At 67.5% G+C, this 15034-nt stretch carries 15 protein-coding genes; 10 read left to right on the top strand and 5 right to left on the bottom strand.

What is annotated here, in order from left to right; translation table 11 throughout:
* Window positions 1-58 precede the first annotated feature (58 nt).
* Together gyrB and CEF10_RS05705 are read left to right on the top strand one after the other, a co-directional pair.
* Entirely contained in the window at window positions 59-2476 is a 2418-nt protein-coding gene (gene gyrB / locus CEF10_RS05700) for a DNA topoisomerase (ATP-hydrolyzing) subunit B (protein ID WP_101067169.1), read from the top strand.
* Window positions 2477-2917: 441 nt separating this feature from the next.
* Complete coding sequence (locus CEF10_RS05705; RefSeq protein ID WP_101067170.1) at window positions 2918-3208, top strand: hypothetical protein; 291 nt, start codon at window positions 2918-2920, stop codon at window positions 3206-3208.
* Between the two features lie 78 nt (window positions 3209-3286).
* Here the strand turns inward: CEF10_RS05705 and CEF10_RS05710 are convergent, their stop codons facing one another.
* The 3 genes from CEF10_RS05710 to CEF10_RS17160 form a co-directional block, all read right to left on the bottom strand.
* Window positions 3287-3652: a cupin domain-containing protein gene (locus CEF10_RS05710; RefSeq protein ID WP_101067171.1), complete on the bottom strand. Its 366-nt coding sequence runs from the start codon at window positions 3650-3652 to the stop codon at window positions 3287-3289.
* A gap of 47 nt (window positions 3653-3699) precedes the next feature.
* On the bottom strand, window positions 3700-4101 hold the full coding sequence (locus CEF10_RS05715; protein WP_101067172.1) for a group I truncated hemoglobin: 402 nt from the start codon (window positions 4099-4101) through the stop codon (window positions 3700-3702).
* A 164-nt stretch (window positions 4102-4265) separates the two neighbouring features.
* The gene (locus CEF10_RS17160; RefSeq protein WP_108723455.1) at window positions 4266-4391 is read right to left on the bottom strand and encodes a tautomerase family protein; all 126 of its coding nucleotides are present in this window, start codon (window positions 4389-4391) and stop codon (window positions 4266-4268) included.
* A gap of 184 nt (window positions 4392-4575) precedes the next feature.
* Here CEF10_RS17160 and CEF10_RS05725 point away from each other — a divergent pair, with 184 nt between their 5' ends.
* The gene (locus tag CEF10_RS05725; RefSeq protein WP_101067173.1) at window positions 4576-5274 is read left to right on the top strand and encodes a winged helix-turn-helix transcriptional regulator; all 699 of its coding nucleotides are present in this window, start codon (window positions 4576-4578) and stop codon (window positions 5272-5274) included.
* 76 nt (window positions 5275-5350) lie between these two features.
* Here CEF10_RS05725 and CEF10_RS05730 read toward each other — a convergent pair whose 3' ends face one another.
* Window positions 5351-6259 carry a hydrogen peroxide-inducible genes activator gene (locus CEF10_RS05730; RefSeq protein ID WP_101067294.1) on the bottom strand — a complete coding sequence of 303 codons (909 nt, stop codon included), beginning with the start codon at window positions 6257-6259 and terminating at the stop codon, window positions 5351-5353.
* A 91-nt stretch (window positions 6260-6350) separates the two neighbouring features.
* On the opposite strand from CEF10_RS05730, the gene CEF10_RS05735 reads away from it, so the two are divergent.
* The 7 genes from CEF10_RS05735 (at window position 6351) to cydX (ending at window position 14464) form a co-directional block, all read left to right on the top strand.
* Window positions 6351-7010, top strand: coding sequence for a peroxiredoxin (locus CEF10_RS05735; RefSeq protein ID WP_408638422.1), 660 nt, complete (start codon window positions 6351-6353; stop codon window positions 7008-7010).
* A gap of 71 nt (window positions 7011-7081) precedes the next feature.
* On the top strand, window positions 7082-7960 hold the full coding sequence (locus CEF10_RS05740) for an MBL fold metallo-hydrolase (protein ID WP_101067174.1): 879 nt from the start codon (window positions 7082-7084) through the stop codon (window positions 7958-7960).
* Window positions 7961-8097: 137 nt separating this feature from the next.
* Complete coding sequence (locus CEF10_RS05745) at window positions 8098-9762, top strand: ABC transporter ATP-binding protein/permease (protein WP_232796416.1); 1665 nt, start codon at window positions 8098-8100, stop codon at window positions 9760-9762.
* Window positions 9759-11408: an amino acid ABC transporter ATP-binding/permease protein gene (locus CEF10_RS05750; RefSeq protein WP_101067175.1), complete on the top strand. Its 1650-nt coding sequence runs from the start codon at window positions 9759-9761 to the stop codon at window positions 11406-11408. The genes CEF10_RS05745 and CEF10_RS05750 overlap by 4 nt, the downstream gene beginning before the upstream one ends.
* 129 nt (window positions 11409-11537) lie before the next feature.
* Window positions 11538-13148 (top strand): cytochrome ubiquinol oxidase subunit I, encoded by a 1611-nt coding sequence (locus CEF10_RS05755; RefSeq protein WP_101067176.1) that lies wholly within the window; start codon window positions 11538-11540, stop codon window positions 13146-13148.
* Window positions 13149-13153: 5 nt separating this feature from the next.
* Window positions 13154-14314, top strand: coding sequence for a cytochrome d ubiquinol oxidase subunit II (gene cydB, locus CEF10_RS05760; RefSeq protein WP_101067177.1), 1161 nt, complete (start codon window positions 13154-13156; stop codon window positions 14312-14314).
* 15 nt (window positions 14315-14329) lie between these two features.
* Window positions 14330-14464, top strand: a complete 135-nt coding sequence (gene cydX / locus CEF10_RS05765; protein WP_101067178.1) for a cytochrome bd-I oxidase subunit CydX — start codon at window positions 14330-14332, stop codon at window positions 14462-14464.
* Between the two features lie 63 nt (window positions 14465-14527).
* Here cydX and CEF10_RS05770 read toward each other — a convergent pair whose 3' ends face one another.
* Complete coding sequence (locus CEF10_RS05770; RefSeq protein WP_101067179.1) at window positions 14528-15004, bottom strand: MarR family winged helix-turn-helix transcriptional regulator; 477 nt, start codon at window positions 15002-15004, stop codon at window positions 14528-14530.
* Between the last annotated feature and the right edge of the window lie 30 nt (window positions 15005-15034).

The following is a 15034-nucleotide window of genomic DNA, read 5'->3' on the forward strand; positions in this document are numbered from 1 at the left end:
GCGTGACATTCTGCCCCACGGATCGTATAAGATGGCGAAAATCTCAAGGAAGGTCCGAATGTCCGAAGCCGCCCGCAGCGAAGATGCATACGGCGCAGAATCCATACGGGTTCTCAAGGGGTTGGAAGCTGTTCGCAAGCGCCCCGGCATGTATATCGGAGACACCGACGACGGCTCCGGCCTGCACCACATGGTATACGAGGTCGTGGACAACGGCATCGACGAGGCACTGGCCGGTCACGCCGACGCGGTGACGGTGACGATCCATCGCGACGACAGTGTCTCGGTCACCGACAACGGACGCGGCGTTCCGGTGGAAATCCACGAGGACGAAGGCGTCTCGGCCGCCGAGGTCATCATGACGCAACTGCACGCCGGCGGGAAGTTCGACCAGAACTCCTACAAGGTATCGGGCGGCCTGCACGGGGTGGGGGTCTCGGTGGTCAACGCCCTGTCCGACTGGCTGGAACTGCGGATCTGGCGGGCCGGCAAGGAACACCTTGCCCGGTTCGAGCATGGCGAGACGGTGGAGCACCTGCATGTCGTGGACGACGCCGGCGACCGCACCGGCACGCAGGTGCGCTTCCTGGCCTCCACCGACACGTTCTCGAATCTCGACTACAACTTCGAGACCCTGGAGCGGCGCCTGCGCGAACTGGCGTTCCTGAACTCGGGCGTGCGGATCGTGCTGCGCGACGAACGCCCGGAGGAGCCGCTCGAGGCCGACCTGCATTACGACGGTGGCGTGCGCGAATTCGTCAAGTACCTGGACCGGCACAAGACCCCGATGCTACAGGACCCGATCTTCGTCGAGGGTGAGCGCGACGGCATCTCGGTCGAGGTCGCGATGTGGTGGAACGACAGCTACCATGAAACCGTGCTGCCATTCACCAACAACATCCCGCAGCGCGACGGGGGCACCCACATGGCCGGTTTCCGCGGGGCGCTGACCCGGACGATCCAGAAATACGCGCAGGACAGCGGGATCGCCAAGAAGGAAAAGGTCAGCTTCACCGGCGACGACGCCCGCGAGGGGCTGACCTGCGTTCTGTCGGTCAAGGTGCCCGATCCCAAGTTCAGCTCGCAGACCAAGGACAAGCTCGTCAGCTCCGAGGTGCGGCCGGCGGTCGAGGGCCTCCTGGGCGAACGGCTGTCGGAGTGGTTCGAGGAGCACCCGAACGAGGCCAAGACCATCGTCGGCAAGATCATCGAGGCCGCCCAGGCCCGCGAGGCGGCACGCAAGGCGCGCGAGCTGACGCGGCGCAAGACGGCGATGGACGTCAATTACCTTGCCGGCAAGCTCAAGGACTGTTCGGAAAAGGACCCGGCCAAGACCGAGCTGTTCCTGGTCGAGGGTGACAGCGCCGGCGGGTCGGCCCAGACCGGCCGTGACCGGGCCACACAGGCGGTGCTGCCGCTGCGCGGCAAGATCCTGAACGTGGAGCGCGCGCGCTTCGACCGGATGCTGTCCAGCCAGGAGATCGGCAACCTGGTCATGGCGCTGGGCACGGGGATCGGGCGTGACGAGTTCGATATATCGAAACTGCGCTACAACAAGATCGTCATCATGACGGACGCCGACGTGGACGGCGCGCACATACGGACGTTGCTTCTGACGTTCTTCTACCGCCAGATGCCCCAGATCATCGAGCAGGGGCACCTCTACATCGCGCAGCCGCCGCTCTACAAGGTCTCGCGCGGCAAGTCAGAGGTCTATCTCAAGGACGAACCGGCACTCGAGGACTACCTCATCCAGCAGGGCACCGAGGAGGCCGTTCTGCGGCTCGGCTCGGGCGAGGAGATCATCGGTGCGGACCTCGTGCGCGTCGTGGAAGAGGCACGCCAGGCCCGCCGCATCCTCGAGGCGTTCCCGACGCACTATCCCCGTCATATCCTGGAGCAGGCAGCGATCGCCGAGGCCTTCCTGCCGGGCCGTGCCGATGCCGACCTGCAGGGCGTGGCCGATGCCGTGGCCGCGCGGCTGGACATGATCGCGGTGGAATACGAGCGCGGCTGGCAGGGGCGGCCCACGCAGGACCACGGCATTCGCCTGACCCGCGTGGTGCGCGGAGTGGAAGAGGCCCGCACGCTCGACGGGCCCATCCTGCGCGGCGGCGAGGCGCGGATGATCGGCCAGATGACCGGCTCCCTGCGAGAGATATACGAAACCCCGGCCACCCTGGTGCGAAAGGACCGCAGCCAGTTGATCCACGGGCCGCTGGGCCTTCTCGACGCGATCCTGAAGGAAGGCGAGAAGGGCCTGACCCTGCAACGCTACAAGGGCCTGGGCGAGATGAACCCGGACCAGTTGTGGGAAACCACGCTCGACCCCGAGGCGCGCACGCTGCTTCAGGTCAAGATCGACGATGTCGCCGAGGCCGACGACCTGTTCACCAAGCTGATGGGCGACGTGGTCGAGCCGCGGCGGGAGTTCATCCAGTCCAACGCGCTGAGCGTCGAGAACCTCGATTTCTGAAGTGCTATACGGCGGCCTGACAAAAACGGCGCCCCCGAAGGCATAGTAATGCCGTTGCGGCTTGTATGGTGGCGCCCGTGTATCCATGGCTGCTGTGCAACTCCATGAAACACGAGAACGTGCCGCGCCTGCCGGAGGCGCGCCACGACAGAGGCTAATGACCGGTGCTTCGGGCAAATTTCCAGGCCCGGGGGTTCAGGGGGCGTGGTGATCGAGACATGCCCTGGCTACCACGTGCGAAAAAATTTGCTTGGAGATCACGAAAAATGCCATCACGCCGAGGCCGCTAACCATCTGAAAGACCGAGTGACCTGACGAAAAAAATACGCGCTTGCCTGGAGCGCGGCGCCTTCCTGTCCCCGCGCCTTCAGCACGTTTGGTTGCCCGCGCTGTTCCTCTTGCTGGTGATCACGCACGTCGCCCGGCCCTGACATCCCGGGGATGAGCGCCGGGGCCACATTCGCACTGGTCGGCACGGCTGTGCTTGTCGGCGGCCCGATCCACGAGATCGGTGCCGGCCTCGCGGTCGCGGGCGGTCCCGGAGTTCTGGGCGTGTTGCTTCGGCTGGGGCGACGCCAAGCTTTTGCCCTGTCGTTCATTGCCCTGATAGGGATTGCGCCGGGGGCGCTTCTGGATGCGCTGGTCAAGTTCGTGCTGGCCGCCGTGTCTTTCGCGTCCGTCCGGGGTGGCAGCTATCTCATCCTGCTTCTGGCGCGCCGGCGTGTGCTTTGAGCCTGCGATGTGGCCCGGTCCGATGCGCGGCCGCCGTAGCCGTAATGGGCCAGCGCCGGGCCGAGACGCGCCGGTCGCTCAGTGTTCGTGGGCAGGCCCCTCGAACAGGATCATCTCGACGCGTTCCGAGCCATCGACGCAGGCGTCATGACCGGGCGGAATCTCGAAGAAATCGCCGGTCTCGATCAGCGTTTCGGCGCCGGTTTCAACCATGCGCACCATCAGCCGGCCGGCGATGCAATAGCCCGTGTGGCGCATGGGGCATGAATCGGGCGAGCCGAGCAGCGGCTTTTCATCGTTCTCCCAGGTCCATCCGGGCTCGAAAACCGCGTACATGCCGGCGGTGCCGTCCCGCATCCTGACGATGTTGATGCCGCCCATTTCCTGCATGTCGAGCGCCTCGTCGGGGCGTTCGAACCGTCTTGTCTCGATCGTGTTGTCCATGGCTTCTCAGCCTTCTTCTGCCTGCTGGCGGGGCCCGGCCCCTTCTCCTAAACGTGAAGGATTTCGGATTTCAGCGGATAGAGGATTGCCAGAACCTCGTTCCGCGTCTCTTGGTCATGGCCCAGCCCCTCCATCGTGGCGAGTGTATCGTCGATTGCGGCCATGTATTCCGCCGCGTCGATGTTCATGCCGCGATGCGTCTGCGTCATGCTGCGCCCGCCATAGGTGCCGGGCCCACCCGTGTGCACGGCGAAGAACGTGCAGATGTGCTGCTTGATTTCCTCCACGTGCTCGGGGTCATCGATATACGGCTGGAACCGTGCCCGGATGACCGGGTTCTGCAGATGTGCGTCTACCATCCCGTCGACGATCCGCCTGATCCCGGCGGACGCGCCCAGGCGTTCATAGAGTGAAACCGCGCTCAGCTGTTCGGCCGTTGATGTCGTCAAGGTGTGCTCCTTCCCGGTTCGGTTGGATGGATCTGCGCGGCCCGGCGTCGACGGGCCGCGTGCGGGGATTACGCGGGCTGTGCCCTCGCTTTCTTGACGTCGGCGGCGGTCATTGGCTTGCCGCCGATCCCCCAGGCCCCGCTCGCGATCTCCTGGACGCGGACCTAGGTCACGTTGCGCATGGCCTCGCCCTCGATGCGGACCATCGTCTCCGTGACCTCCTCGATCATGCGTCGCTTCTCGTCGGCGCCGAAAACGCCATCGATCAGTTGAATGTCCACAAGTGGCATGGCTGGCTCCCCTGGCTCGGTGTTGCGTCGGTCGCAAACGATGCGACCCGGTACAGGCAGACTGCACTTGCCGGGCGCGGCTCGGCCAGTTCACGAACTGAACCCCGGCTGATACAGACTCTGAACTGGCCGGCGCGCATGCCGCCTTGGTAGGCTCGCGGAACGCCGAGGGAGGGCGCCCAGGATGACGAACGCGAGTTACCAACAGTTCTGCCCTGTCGCGATGGCGGCGGAAGTCCTTTGCACGCGGTGGACGATGGTCTTGCTGCGAGAGCTTGTCGCCGGCTCCACCCGCTTCAACGAATTGCGCCGCGGCGTGCCGCGCATGTCGCCGGCCCTGCTGTCGAAACGCCTCCGCGAACTCGAGGCGGCCGGGATCGTCGTGCGCGAACCGTTGCCGCAGACGCAGGATTTCGACGCCTACCGGCTGACGCAGGCCGGCCGGGATCTGCAGCCGGTCATCGAGGCCATTGGCATGTGGGGGCAAAAATGGGTGGAGGCCGAACCGACGCTCGAAAACCTCGATCCCGAGTTGCTTATGTGGGACATGCGGCGCAACCTCGACACGGACCCGGTTCCCGCCAGGCAGACCGTTTTCGAATTCATCTATCCCGAATTGCCGCCGTCACAGCGCAACTGGTGGCTTATCGTGGAACCTGACCGAACGGTGGATCTGTGCCATGTCGATCCGGGGTTCGATGTCGATCTTTTCATCAACTCGGATCTCAGGACGATGACAGAGATCTGGCTGGGGCTCAGGACGGTCGCGCGCGCCGTGGACGACGGATCGGTTTCGATGGTGGGGCATACCGAGCTTGCCGACACCATGCAGTCATGGCTTGGCCTCAGCCCGTTCGCGCAGCAGAAGAAACTGGCCGTGTGATCCCGCGGGCGGGAAACGCCGCGATGCGTGAAACCCGGGGATGCCCGCCAAAACGCGCATCGCCCGTCACGACGTGTCAGGCGGTGCGCATGGCATCTCGGCTTTGTGTCAGAAGCGCAGCAAGATCCCGGAACAGCCCCGCGCGCGCCGATGTCTTGCGCCACGCCATGACAACGTGGCGCGGACAGGCGTCCGCCAGCGGGGCCAGGCGAAGCTGGCTGCCGCGCGCCGCGCCGGCGTCGATCGATAGGTCCGGCAGAAGCGTGATGCCCAGCCCCTCGGATACCATGGCGATCAGCGTGGACAGGCTGGTGGCCGAAAAGCTTTCGTCGGGCCGGATGTCGGCGCCGGGATAGGCCGACAGGGCATGCCGTTGCAGGCAGTGACCCTTTTCCAGCAGCATCAGCCGTTTGCCCGTCAGCACCTCGCCGGTCACTGCGCCGTCGGGCACCTCTGCCTGTGAGGGTGGCGCGGCAAGATGATAGCCGTCATCGAACATGAAGGCCGTTTCCAGGTTGCCGATCTCGAAGGGCTGCGCGATCACCACGGCGTCAAGGCGGCCGCCATGCAGCCCGTCCAGCAGCGACTCGGTCATTTCCTCGCGCAGGAACAGCCGCAGGTTCGGAAAGGCGTCGCGGATCCGCGGCAAAGCGCGCGGCAGCAGGAAGGGGCCTATGGTGGGTATCGCGCCCAGCGTCAGGTCGCCGGCATGCGGCTTGCTCTGTTCGGCGGCGAGCGTTTCGATGTCCTGCGCGCCGATCAGCAGGCGGCGGCCGCGCTCGGCGATCTCCCGGCCCACCGGTGTCATGATGACACTGCGCCGCGTGCGTTCGGCCAGCTGCACGCCGAGTGTGCCCTCGAGTTCACGCAGGCCCGCCGACAGCGTGGGCTGGGTGACATTGCAGGCTTCCGCGGCGCGCGAAAAGTTCAACTCGTCCGACAGCGCCACGAGGAAACCGATCTGGCGCAGGCTGATACCCGGCATGGACATAGGAATTTCCTATCACTGTAAGTCTTTTAATTCATTTCAAATATAACAACGGGTCGCCTATGTCTACGGCATCGCAAGAAACCGGATGGAGAACGACATGACCGAGACGAACCAGAGCCCCGCCATGCCGCGGCTGAACGAACCCGCCCCGGCCTTCGACGCCCCGACCACCGACGGCCGCAAGACGCTCGAGGATTACAAGGGCAAGTGGCTGATCCTGTTCTCGCACCCGGCGGACTTCACGCCCGTGTGCACGACCGAGTTCATCGGCTTCGCCCGGAAGCAGGACGAGTTCAGCGCGCTGGGCGCCGAGCTGCTGGGCCTGTCGATCGACAGCCACTACAGCCACATCGCCTGGATGCTGAACATCAAGGAGAAGTTCGGCGTCGAGATCACCTTCCCGATCATCGCCGATCTCAACATGAAGGTGGCACAGGCCTACGGCATGATCCAGCCGGGCGCCTCCGACACGGCGGCCGTGCGCGCGACCTTCATCATCGACCCCGAGGGCGTGCTGCGCGCCATGGTCTACTACCCGATGAACGCGGGCCGGTCCGTGGACGAGATCCATCGCCTGCTCGTGGCGCTGCAGACGGCCGACGCCAACCAGTGTGCGATGCCCGAGAACTGGAAACCGGGCGACGCGGTGATCGTGCCGCCGCCGGCCACCGCCGAAGGCGCCGAGACGCGCGCCGCCGAAGGTTACGACACGGTGGACTGGTACTTTTCCACCCGCCAACTGTAAGCCACGCCCCCGCCCACGCAAGACACCCCGGCGCGTTGCGGCGCGCCGGGGCCACAGGAAAGGCCCCCGAGATGACCCATCACCCCATCGTCAAACCCTTCTGGGACCAGCCGACAGGCAGCTGGCAGTACGTGTTCCACGACCCCGCGACCATGAAGGGCGCCATCGTGGACCCGGTGCTGAACTTCGACGCGCAGGCCGGCGCCACCGCCACGACCAGCGCGCAGGAAATCCTCGACCACGTGAACGACAGCGGGATCGAGATCACCTGGATCCTCGACACCCATCCGCACGCCGATCATTTCTCGGCCGCGCCGTGGCTGAAGGCGCAACTCGGCGCGCCGACCGCGATCGGCGAACGCGTCACCGAGGTGCAGGCGCTGTGGAAGGAGATCTACAACCTGCCGGATGATTTCCCGACCGACGGGTCGCAGTGGGACAGGTTGTTTGCCGACGGCGACGAGTTCATGGTGGGCGAGATCCCGGTGCGCGTGATCTTCTCGCCGGGCCACACGCTGGCCTCGGTCACCTATGTCGCGGGCGATGCCGCCTTCGTGCACGACACGCTGATGATGCCCGATTCCGGCACCAGCCGGGCGGATTTTCCCGGCGGCAGTTCCAGGGCGCTCTACGACTCGATCCAGCGCATCCTCGCGCTGCCCGACGAGACACGCGTCTTCGTGGGCCACGACTACGCCCCCGAGGGGCGCGCGGCGGCCTGCGAGGCGACGGTCGCCGAGCACAAGGCCGATAACGTCCACCTCAGGGATGCGCCCTCGGAGGCCGAGTACCGCGCCGTGCGCGATGCGCGGGACGCGACCCTGCCGCTTCCCAGGCTCATAATGGCGGCGTTGCAGGTCAACATCCGCGGCGGCCGGCTGCCGGAGCCCGAGGACAACGGCCGGGCATTTCTGAAGATCCCGCTCGACCGGTTCGAGGCGCGGACGTGAGCGCCCGCACGCCGGTGCGCAGCGACATGGGCGCGCGCCGGCGTTTCGGGCGTTGACGCGCCGGCCCGTTCGGGCATTTGTTTGCGCTGCGCGACAAAGATGGCCGGCGCAATGCGCCGGCGTTCCCGGGACGACCCATGACGCAAGGCGAAACAGGCGATCCGGCCAAGCAGCGGCTTGGCGCGATGGAGGCGCGGGCGGCCACCGCCACCCGGCGGGCCGCCGCGCTGGCCGTGCTGGCGCGCGCGCTCTGGGCGGGCCAGGCGCTGGCCGTGGCCTGGGCCGTGCACGGCTGGGTGCAGCCAGAGCCCGTGCCGGGCTTCGGCGCCGCCGCCCTGTTCCTGGGCGTCGGCCTTCTGCGCGCGGTGCTTGACCACCTGGGTGCCGGCGTGGCCTTCCGGGCCGCCGACCGGCTGGTTGCCGAGGAGCGCGCGGCGCTGCTCGCGCGCGAGGCACGGCGTGCGGACGCGCCGGCGGCGTCGGCGTCCGTCGCGGCGCTGGCCGCGCAGAAGCTGCCGATGCTGGTGCCCTACCTCACGCGCTATCGCGTGGCTTTCGCGCAGGTTGCCGTGATCCCTGGCCTGTTCCTTGTGCTGACACTGTCGGTGTCGTGGATCGCGGGCCTCGTGCTGCTGGTGGCCGGCCCGCTGATCCCGCTGTTCATGGCGCTGGTCGGCTTCGCCGCGCGCGAGGCCAGCACAAGGCAGATGGTCGAGATCGGCGACATGAACACGCTTCTGATGGATCGCCTGGCCGCGCTGACCGACATCCGTCTGCTGAACGCGACGGAGCGGTCCGTTTCGGATTTCGAGGCGCGCGCCGAGGGGCTGCGCCAGCGCACCATGGCGGTGCTGCGCGTGGCCTTCCTGTCGTCCACCGTGCTGGAGCTGTTCGCGGCGCTCGGCGTGGCGATGGTGGCCGTCTACACGGGGTTCTCGCTTCTGGGCGAGATCACGGTGGGCGCCTGGGCCACGCCGCTGACATTGGGCGGGGGCGTGTTCATCCTGTTGCTGGCGCCCGAGTTCTTCCAGCCGCTGCGCGACCTGGCCGCGGCCTGGCACGACCGGGCTGCGGCGTTGTCCGTGGCGGGGGAACTGGCCGAGCTCGAGGCGGGCGCATCTGCCACCTGCCTCGGCACCGGGGGGCCGGCGGCCCCGCTGGACGGGCCGGCGACGGTCGTGATGCAGGGCGTTCGCGTGCGGCAGGGCGACCGGGTGCTGCACCTGCCCGACATCGCCGTTGAGCCGGGTGACGCCGTGGCGCTGGCCGGTCAAAGCGGATCGGGAAAATCGACCGCACTGGCCGCGATCGCCGGGCTGCGCCCGGTCGATTCAGGGCGGGTCGAGGTGGCAGGCCGGACGCTCGACGACGCGACGGCCGATGCCTGGCGCGCCCGGCTGACATGGGTGCCGCAAACGGTGCATTTCCCCGACGAGACGCTGCGCGCCTTCCTCGACGTGCGCCGGACCGGGGGCGACCCGTCCGGGGCGTTACGGGCCGCCCGCGCCGATCACGTCGTGGCCCGCCTGCCCGAGGGCCTGGAGACGCGCCTGGGCGAAACCGGCGCCGGCGTCTCGGGCGGTGAGGCGCGCCGCCTGCTGCTGGCCCGGGCGATCATGGCGCGCGCGGACGTCGTGCTGGCCGACGAGCCGACGGCGGATCTGGACCCCGCGACCGCGTCGGACATTGCCGCTGTCCTGCGCAGGCTGGCGGATGACGGCGTGACGGTCATCGTGGCCACCCACGACACCGACCTGGCCGGCGCGATGGATCGCGTTATCCGGATGGAGGGCGCGGAATGAGGCAGATGTGGCAAGCCTTACGCCTCATCTGGTCGGCCGCCCCCCGGGCGATGTGGCGCGGCGCGGCGCTTTCGATCTGCGTGCTGGCCATGGGCGCGGCACTGCTTGGCGTGTCGGGTTGGTTCATCACCGCCACCGGGCTGGCTGGCCTGGCGGGCATCGGCATCGCCTTCGACGTGTTTCGCCCCAGTGCCGCCATCCGCTTTCTCGCGCTCGGCAGGGCCGGCGCGCGTTACGGCGAGCGTCTGTTGACCCATGATGCGACATTGCGGGCGCTGTCGGCGCTGCGTGTGCATCTGCTGCGCCGACAGGCCCGGTCGGGCTTCGAGGCGATGCAGCGGCTGCGCGGCAGCCTTGCGCTGTCGCGGATCACGGCGGACGTGGACGCGCTTGACGGGATCGTGCTGCGTCTTGCCTTGCCGGTGCTGGCCGGGGTGCTTGTCCACCTTGGCGCCTTCGCGGCGCTGTGGTGGCTCGTGATGCCGGCCGTTGCCGGGGCCGTGACCGCGGGATACCTGCTGGGCGGCGGTGCCGTGCTCGTGTGGTTGGCCATCGTGACACTGGCGCCCTCGGCCCGGGCGGAGGATGCGCTTCAGGCCCTGCGGCGGGGCGCCATCGACATGCTGCGCGGGCGCGCCGACCTGCTGGTGCACGGTCGGGTGCAGGAGCGGCTGGCGCGGATCGCGGAGACCGACACGCGGGCGAGAGCCGCCCAGGCAGCGCTCGACCGCGCCGAGCGGGCCGGCGGGCTGATGTTGTCAGGTCTCGTGGCGGCAATCTGCGCCGCGGCGCTTGCCATGGCCGGCGCGGCGGTCGTGGCCGGGGGGCTTGACCCCGCGGCAGCGGCCATCGGCTTTTTCGTTGCCCTGGCGCTGGCCGAGACCGTTCTGCCGCTGCGCCGGGGCGTTGCCGAGGCGGGGCGGATCCGGGTGGCCGCGCAGCGCGTTCTGGGCGGGCCGGCGCCCGCGGCCGAAACCGGGGTGCACGCGCGCCCGCCAACGGACGGCAACGCGCCGGCCCTGCGCGTGCGGGGCCTTTCCTTCCGGCGGGCGGGCGCCCGGCACGCCGTGTATTCCGGTGTCAGCTTCGACGTGGCGGCGGGCGAAACCGTGGCCCTGAGCGCCCCGAGCGGGGCAGGCAAGAGCACGCTGCTCGCGCAGGTGGCGGCGCTGTTGCCGGTGGAGGCGGGGGCGGTGCGCGTGCTCGGATGCGCTGTCGGGGATTGGCCCGAAACGGAACTGCGACGCGTTCTGGCCTTCGTGCCGCAGCGCAGTGCGCTGATCTCGGGCACGGTGTTCGACAACCTTGCGCTTGCGCGTGCAGAAGTGTCCCGGGCCGAGGCCATGCAGGCGCTCGAGGCGGTTTCGCTGCGCCGGGTCATCGAGGATCGCGGCGGGCTCGACGCCCGGCTTGGCGAAGGTGGCGCGGGCCTGTCGGGCGGCGAATCGCGTCGCCTCGTCCTGGCGCGCGCGCTTCTGCGGCAGCCGAAGGTGCTATTGCTGGACGAGCCTACGGAAGGGTTGGACAGCGCAACGGCCCGGGCCGTGCTGGACGGGCTGCGCGGTGCCCTGCCACAGGCGGCCATCGTCATGGCCTCGCACCGCGCCGAGGAGCGCGGGGCGGCGGATCGCGTGGTCAGCTTGTAAAGTTACATCAAAAATTCAGAATATATTTGATCCGGATCAAATCGGGGTGCTGCGGTCTGCGTTAGGGAATCAAAATGATGTTTCCTGAAAGCATCTTTTGATCCGGGGGCAAACCGAGGAGCCGGTAAGATGGAACTGGATGTTGTCGAGCTGTCACGGCTGCAATTCGCCATGACGGCCATGTATCACTTCCTCTTCGTGCCGCTGACGCTGGGCCTGTCGGTCCTCGTGGCGATCATGGAGACGGTCTATGTCATGACGAACCGCCCGATCTGGCGGCAGATGACCAAGTTCTGGGGCACGCTGTTCGGCATCAACTTCGTTCTGGGCGTGGCCACGGGCATTACCATGGAATTCCAGTTCGGCATGAACTGGAGCTACTACAGCCACTACGTCGGCGATATCTTCGGCGCCCCGCTGGCCGTCGAGGGGCTGATGGCCTTCTTCCTCGAGGCGACCTTCGTCGGGCTGTTCTTCTTCGGCTGGGACAAGCTCAGCAAGGTCGGCCACCTGACGGTCACCTGGCTGGTGGCGATCGGCTCGAACCTGTCGGCGCTGTGGATCCTGATCGCCAACGGCTGGATGCAGAACCCCGTGGGCGCGGTGTTCAACCCCGACACCATGCGCATGGAAATGACGAGCTTCTTCGACGTGGTCTTCAACGAGGTGGCGCAGGCCAAGTTCGTGCACACCGTCAGCGCGGGCTACGTCACCGCGGCCGTGTTCGTCATGGGCGTGTCGGCGTGGTACATGCTCAAGGGCCGGCACATGGAGCTGGCGCGGCGCTCGATCACCGTGGCGTCGAGCTTCGGGCTGGCGGCGGCGCTGTCGGTCGTGGTGCTTGGCGATGAATCGGGTTATTCGGCCACGCACACCCAGAAGATGAAGCTGGCCGCGATGGAGGGCATGTGGGAAACCCACGAGGCCCCCGCGCCGTTCACCGCCGTGGGCTTTCCCGACACCGAGGCGCGCGAGACGCACTACAAGGTCGAGGTTCCGTGGGTCATGGGGCTGATCGGCACCCGGTCGCTGACGCAGGAGATCCCCGGCATCAACGAGCTGGTCGCCGAATCGCGGGAGAAGATCCGCGACGGCATCCTGGCCTATGACGCGCTGATGACGATCCGCGACGCGCGGGGTGATGCGCCCGACGCCGTCCGCGCCGAGTTCGAGCGCAACTCGGACGACCTCGGCTACGCATTCCTGCTCAAGCAGTACGTGGACGACCCGCGCGAGGCCACGGATGCCCAGATCGCCAAGGCGGCCGAGGACACGATCCCCGGCGTCGGGCCGCTGTTCTGGGCGTTCCGCATCATGGTCGGGCTGGGCTTCGGTTTCATCGCTGTCATGGCCTATTTCTTCGTCCAGACCTCGTTCAGGGGCATGCGCTATCCGCGGCCGGCGCTGTGGCTGGCGGTCATCATCATCCCCGCGCCGTGGATCGCGGCCGAACTGGGTTGGTTCGTGGCCGAGTACGGCCGCCAGCCGTGGACGGTGGACGGGGTGCTGCCCACCGCGCTGTCGGCCAGCCACCTGAGCGTGGCGGACCTCGCGATCACGCTGGCGGGCTTCGTGACGTTCTACACCGTCCTTTTCGTCATCGAGATGGGGCTGATGCTGAAATATATCCGCCGCGGCCCGGCCGAGGACGTGGAGGAAACCGAAGCCTGGATGGCACGCCACGAACACCGCCTGCGCACCCATGACGGCAACCTGCCCGGCGCAACCCCTGCGGAGTGAGAGAAATGATCCTGCATGAACTCATAGACTTCGAAATCCTGCGCGTGATCTGGTGGGCGCTCCTTGGTGTCCTGCTGATCGGCTTCGCGCTGACCGACGGCTTCGACATGGGGGTGGGGGCGCTTCTGCCCTTCGTGGCCCGAACGGATGTCGAGCGCCGCATCGCCATCAACACGGTCGGCCCGGTCTGGGAGGGCAACCAGGTCTGGTTCATCCTGGGCGGCGGCGCGATCTTCGCCGCCTGGCCACCGCTCTATGCCGTCAGCTTCTCGGGCTTCTATCTGGCGATGTTCGTCGTGCTCGCTGCGCTGATCCTGCGGCCGGTGGCCTTCAAGTACCGCTCCAAGCGCGACTCCGCGCGCTGGCGCGAGGGCTGGGACTGGGCGCTGTTCGTCGGCGGCGCGGTGCCCGCGCTGCTGTTCGGCGTGGCGGTGGGCAATGTCCTGCTCGGGGTGCCGTTCCACCTGACCGACAATCTGTTCCCGATGTACGACGGCGCCTTTCACACCAAGTTCCTCGGGCTGTTGCGACCCTTCGCGCTGCTGGCGGGCGTGGTGTCGCTGGCGATGCTGCTGATGCACGGCGCGGCGTGGCTGTCGCTCAAGGCCGAGGCGCCTGTGGCCGAACGCGCCCGGCGTTACGGCACATGGGCGGGCATCGTGGCCGCGGCCGGATACGCGCTGGCGGGTCTTTGGCTGGCCGTCGGCATCGATGGGTTCCAGTTCGCCGGCGAGGTCGTTCGCGACGGGCCGTCGAACCCGCTGCATTCCGAGGTCGTGCGCGGCGGCTCGTGGCTGTCGGCCTATGCCGAGCGGCCGTGGATCGTGGTGGCCCCCGTGATGGGCTTTGCCGGTATCGCGCTGGCCGTTCTGGGCCTGCGGGCGGGTCGCGAGGTGTCCACGCTGCTTTGGTCCAAGATGGGGATCCTCGGGATCATCTCGTCGGTCGGGCTGACGATGTTCCCGTTCATCCTGCCGTCGACGGTTGACCCCGACAGTTCGCTGACCGTCTGGGACAGTTCGTCGTCTCACCTGACGCTGTTCGTCATGCTCGTGATGACGGTGATCTTCATGCCGCTGATCCTGGCCTACACGGCATGGGTCTACAAGGTACTCTGGGGCAAGGTGACCGAGGCGGACGTGACCGGCTCGGGCCACAGCTACTGACAAGGAGGGCAAGAAATGTGGTATTTCGCATGGCTCCTCGGCCTGCCGCTGGCCGCGATGTTCGCGGTGCTCAACGCGATGTGGCTGGAGATGCGCGAGGACGCGAAGCTCGCCGAGGAAACCGAGGACACCGCCGCCGAGCGTCCCTGACGGCGGGGCCTGCCGGGGTGGGCCGAACGGTCGGCCCGCCCCGGCCTTTTGAAGCAACCGGGGTCAGTGTGACCGGTCGATGTCGCCGACGGCAAGCACCGGCGCGGCGTCGATCTCCTCGGCGTCGAGCATGGCCGCGACCTTCTCGAGAACCGCGACGATCATCGCCTGTTCCCAGTCGTCCAGCGCCTCGAACTGCTTGACGTAGCGCTGTTGCAGCGCGTCGGGCGCGGCCTTGACCTTGTGACGGCCGTCCTCGGTGATCTCCAGCCGGGTCTGGCGCCGGTCACGTTCCGACCGCGTGCGCGTGAGCAGCCCCTTGCGCTCCAGCTTCTTGATCAGCGCGGACACGGTGGCCTGCGTGACCCCCATCCGGGTCGACAGCTCGGTCGGGGTCGCGTGGCCCTTTTCCGAGACGATCTGAAGCACCCGTAACTGGACCGAGGTCAACCCCGCCTCGCGCGCGAGGTCACGGGCGTACATCTCGGTGGCGCGCAGGATGCGCCGCAGGGCGATAAGGCTGACATCTGTGCGGTCCATGGCGTGCTCCTCGGCGAGACCGCAACAATT

Source organism: Roseovarius salinarum (genome assembly GCF_002834145.1).
GTDB lineage: Bacteria > Pseudomonadota > Alphaproteobacteria > Rhodobacterales > Rhodobacteraceae > Roseovarius > Roseovarius salinarum.

What these genes read in the sequence shown, in the direction of transcription:
- gyrB (WP_101067169.1), top strand. Translation starts at nt 59, where the DNA reads ATGTCCGAAGCCGCCCGCAGCGAAGATGCATACGGCGCAGAATCCATA.
- CEF10_RS05705 (WP_101067170.1), top strand. Translation starts at nt 2,918, where the DNA reads ATGAGCGCCGGGGCCACATTCGCACTGGTCGGCACGGCTGTGCTTGTC.
- CEF10_RS05710 (WP_101067171.1), bottom strand. Translation starts at nt 3,652, where the DNA reads ATGGACAACACGATCGAGACAAGACGGTTCGAACGCCCCGACGAGGCG.
- CEF10_RS17160 (WP_108723455.1), bottom strand. Translation starts at nt 4,391, where the DNA reads ATGCCACTTGTGGACATTCAACTGATCGATGGCGTTTTCGGCGCCGAC.
- CEF10_RS05725 (WP_101067173.1), top strand. Translation starts at nt 4,576, where the DNA reads ATGACGAACGCGAGTTACCAACAGTTCTGCCCTGTCGCGATGGCGGCG.
- CEF10_RS05730 (WP_101067294.1), bottom strand. Translation starts at nt 6,259, where the DNA reads ATGCCGGGTATCAGCCTGCGCCAGATCGGTTTCCTCGTGGCGCTGTCG.
- CEF10_RS05735 (WP_408638422.1), top strand. Translation starts at nt 6,351, where the DNA reads ATGGAGAACGACATGACCGAGACGAACCAGAGCCCCGCCATGCCGCGG.
- CEF10_RS05740 (WP_101067174.1), top strand. Translation starts at nt 7,082, where the DNA reads ATGACCCATCACCCCATCGTCAAACCCTTCTGGGACCAGCCGACAGGC.
- CEF10_RS05745 (WP_232796416.1), top strand. Translation starts at nt 8,098, where the DNA reads ATGACGCAAGGCGAAACAGGCGATCCGGCCAAGCAGCGGCTTGGCGCG.
- CEF10_RS05750 (WP_101067175.1), top strand. Translation starts at nt 9,759, where the DNA reads ATGAGGCAGATGTGGCAAGCCTTACGCCTCATCTGGTCGGCCGCCCCC.
- CEF10_RS05755 (WP_101067176.1), top strand. Translation starts at nt 11,538, where the DNA reads ATGGAACTGGATGTTGTCGAGCTGTCACGGCTGCAATTCGCCATGACG.
- cydB (WP_101067177.1), top strand. Translation starts at nt 13,154, where the DNA reads ATGATCCTGCATGAACTCATAGACTTCGAAATCCTGCGCGTGATCTGG.
- cydX (WP_101067178.1), top strand. Translation starts at nt 14,330, where the DNA reads ATGTGGTATTTCGCATGGCTCCTCGGCCTGCCGCTGGCCGCGATGTTC.
- CEF10_RS05770 (WP_101067179.1), bottom strand. Translation starts at nt 15,004, where the DNA reads ATGGACCGCACAGATGTCAGCCTTATCGCCCTGCGGCGCATCCTGCGC.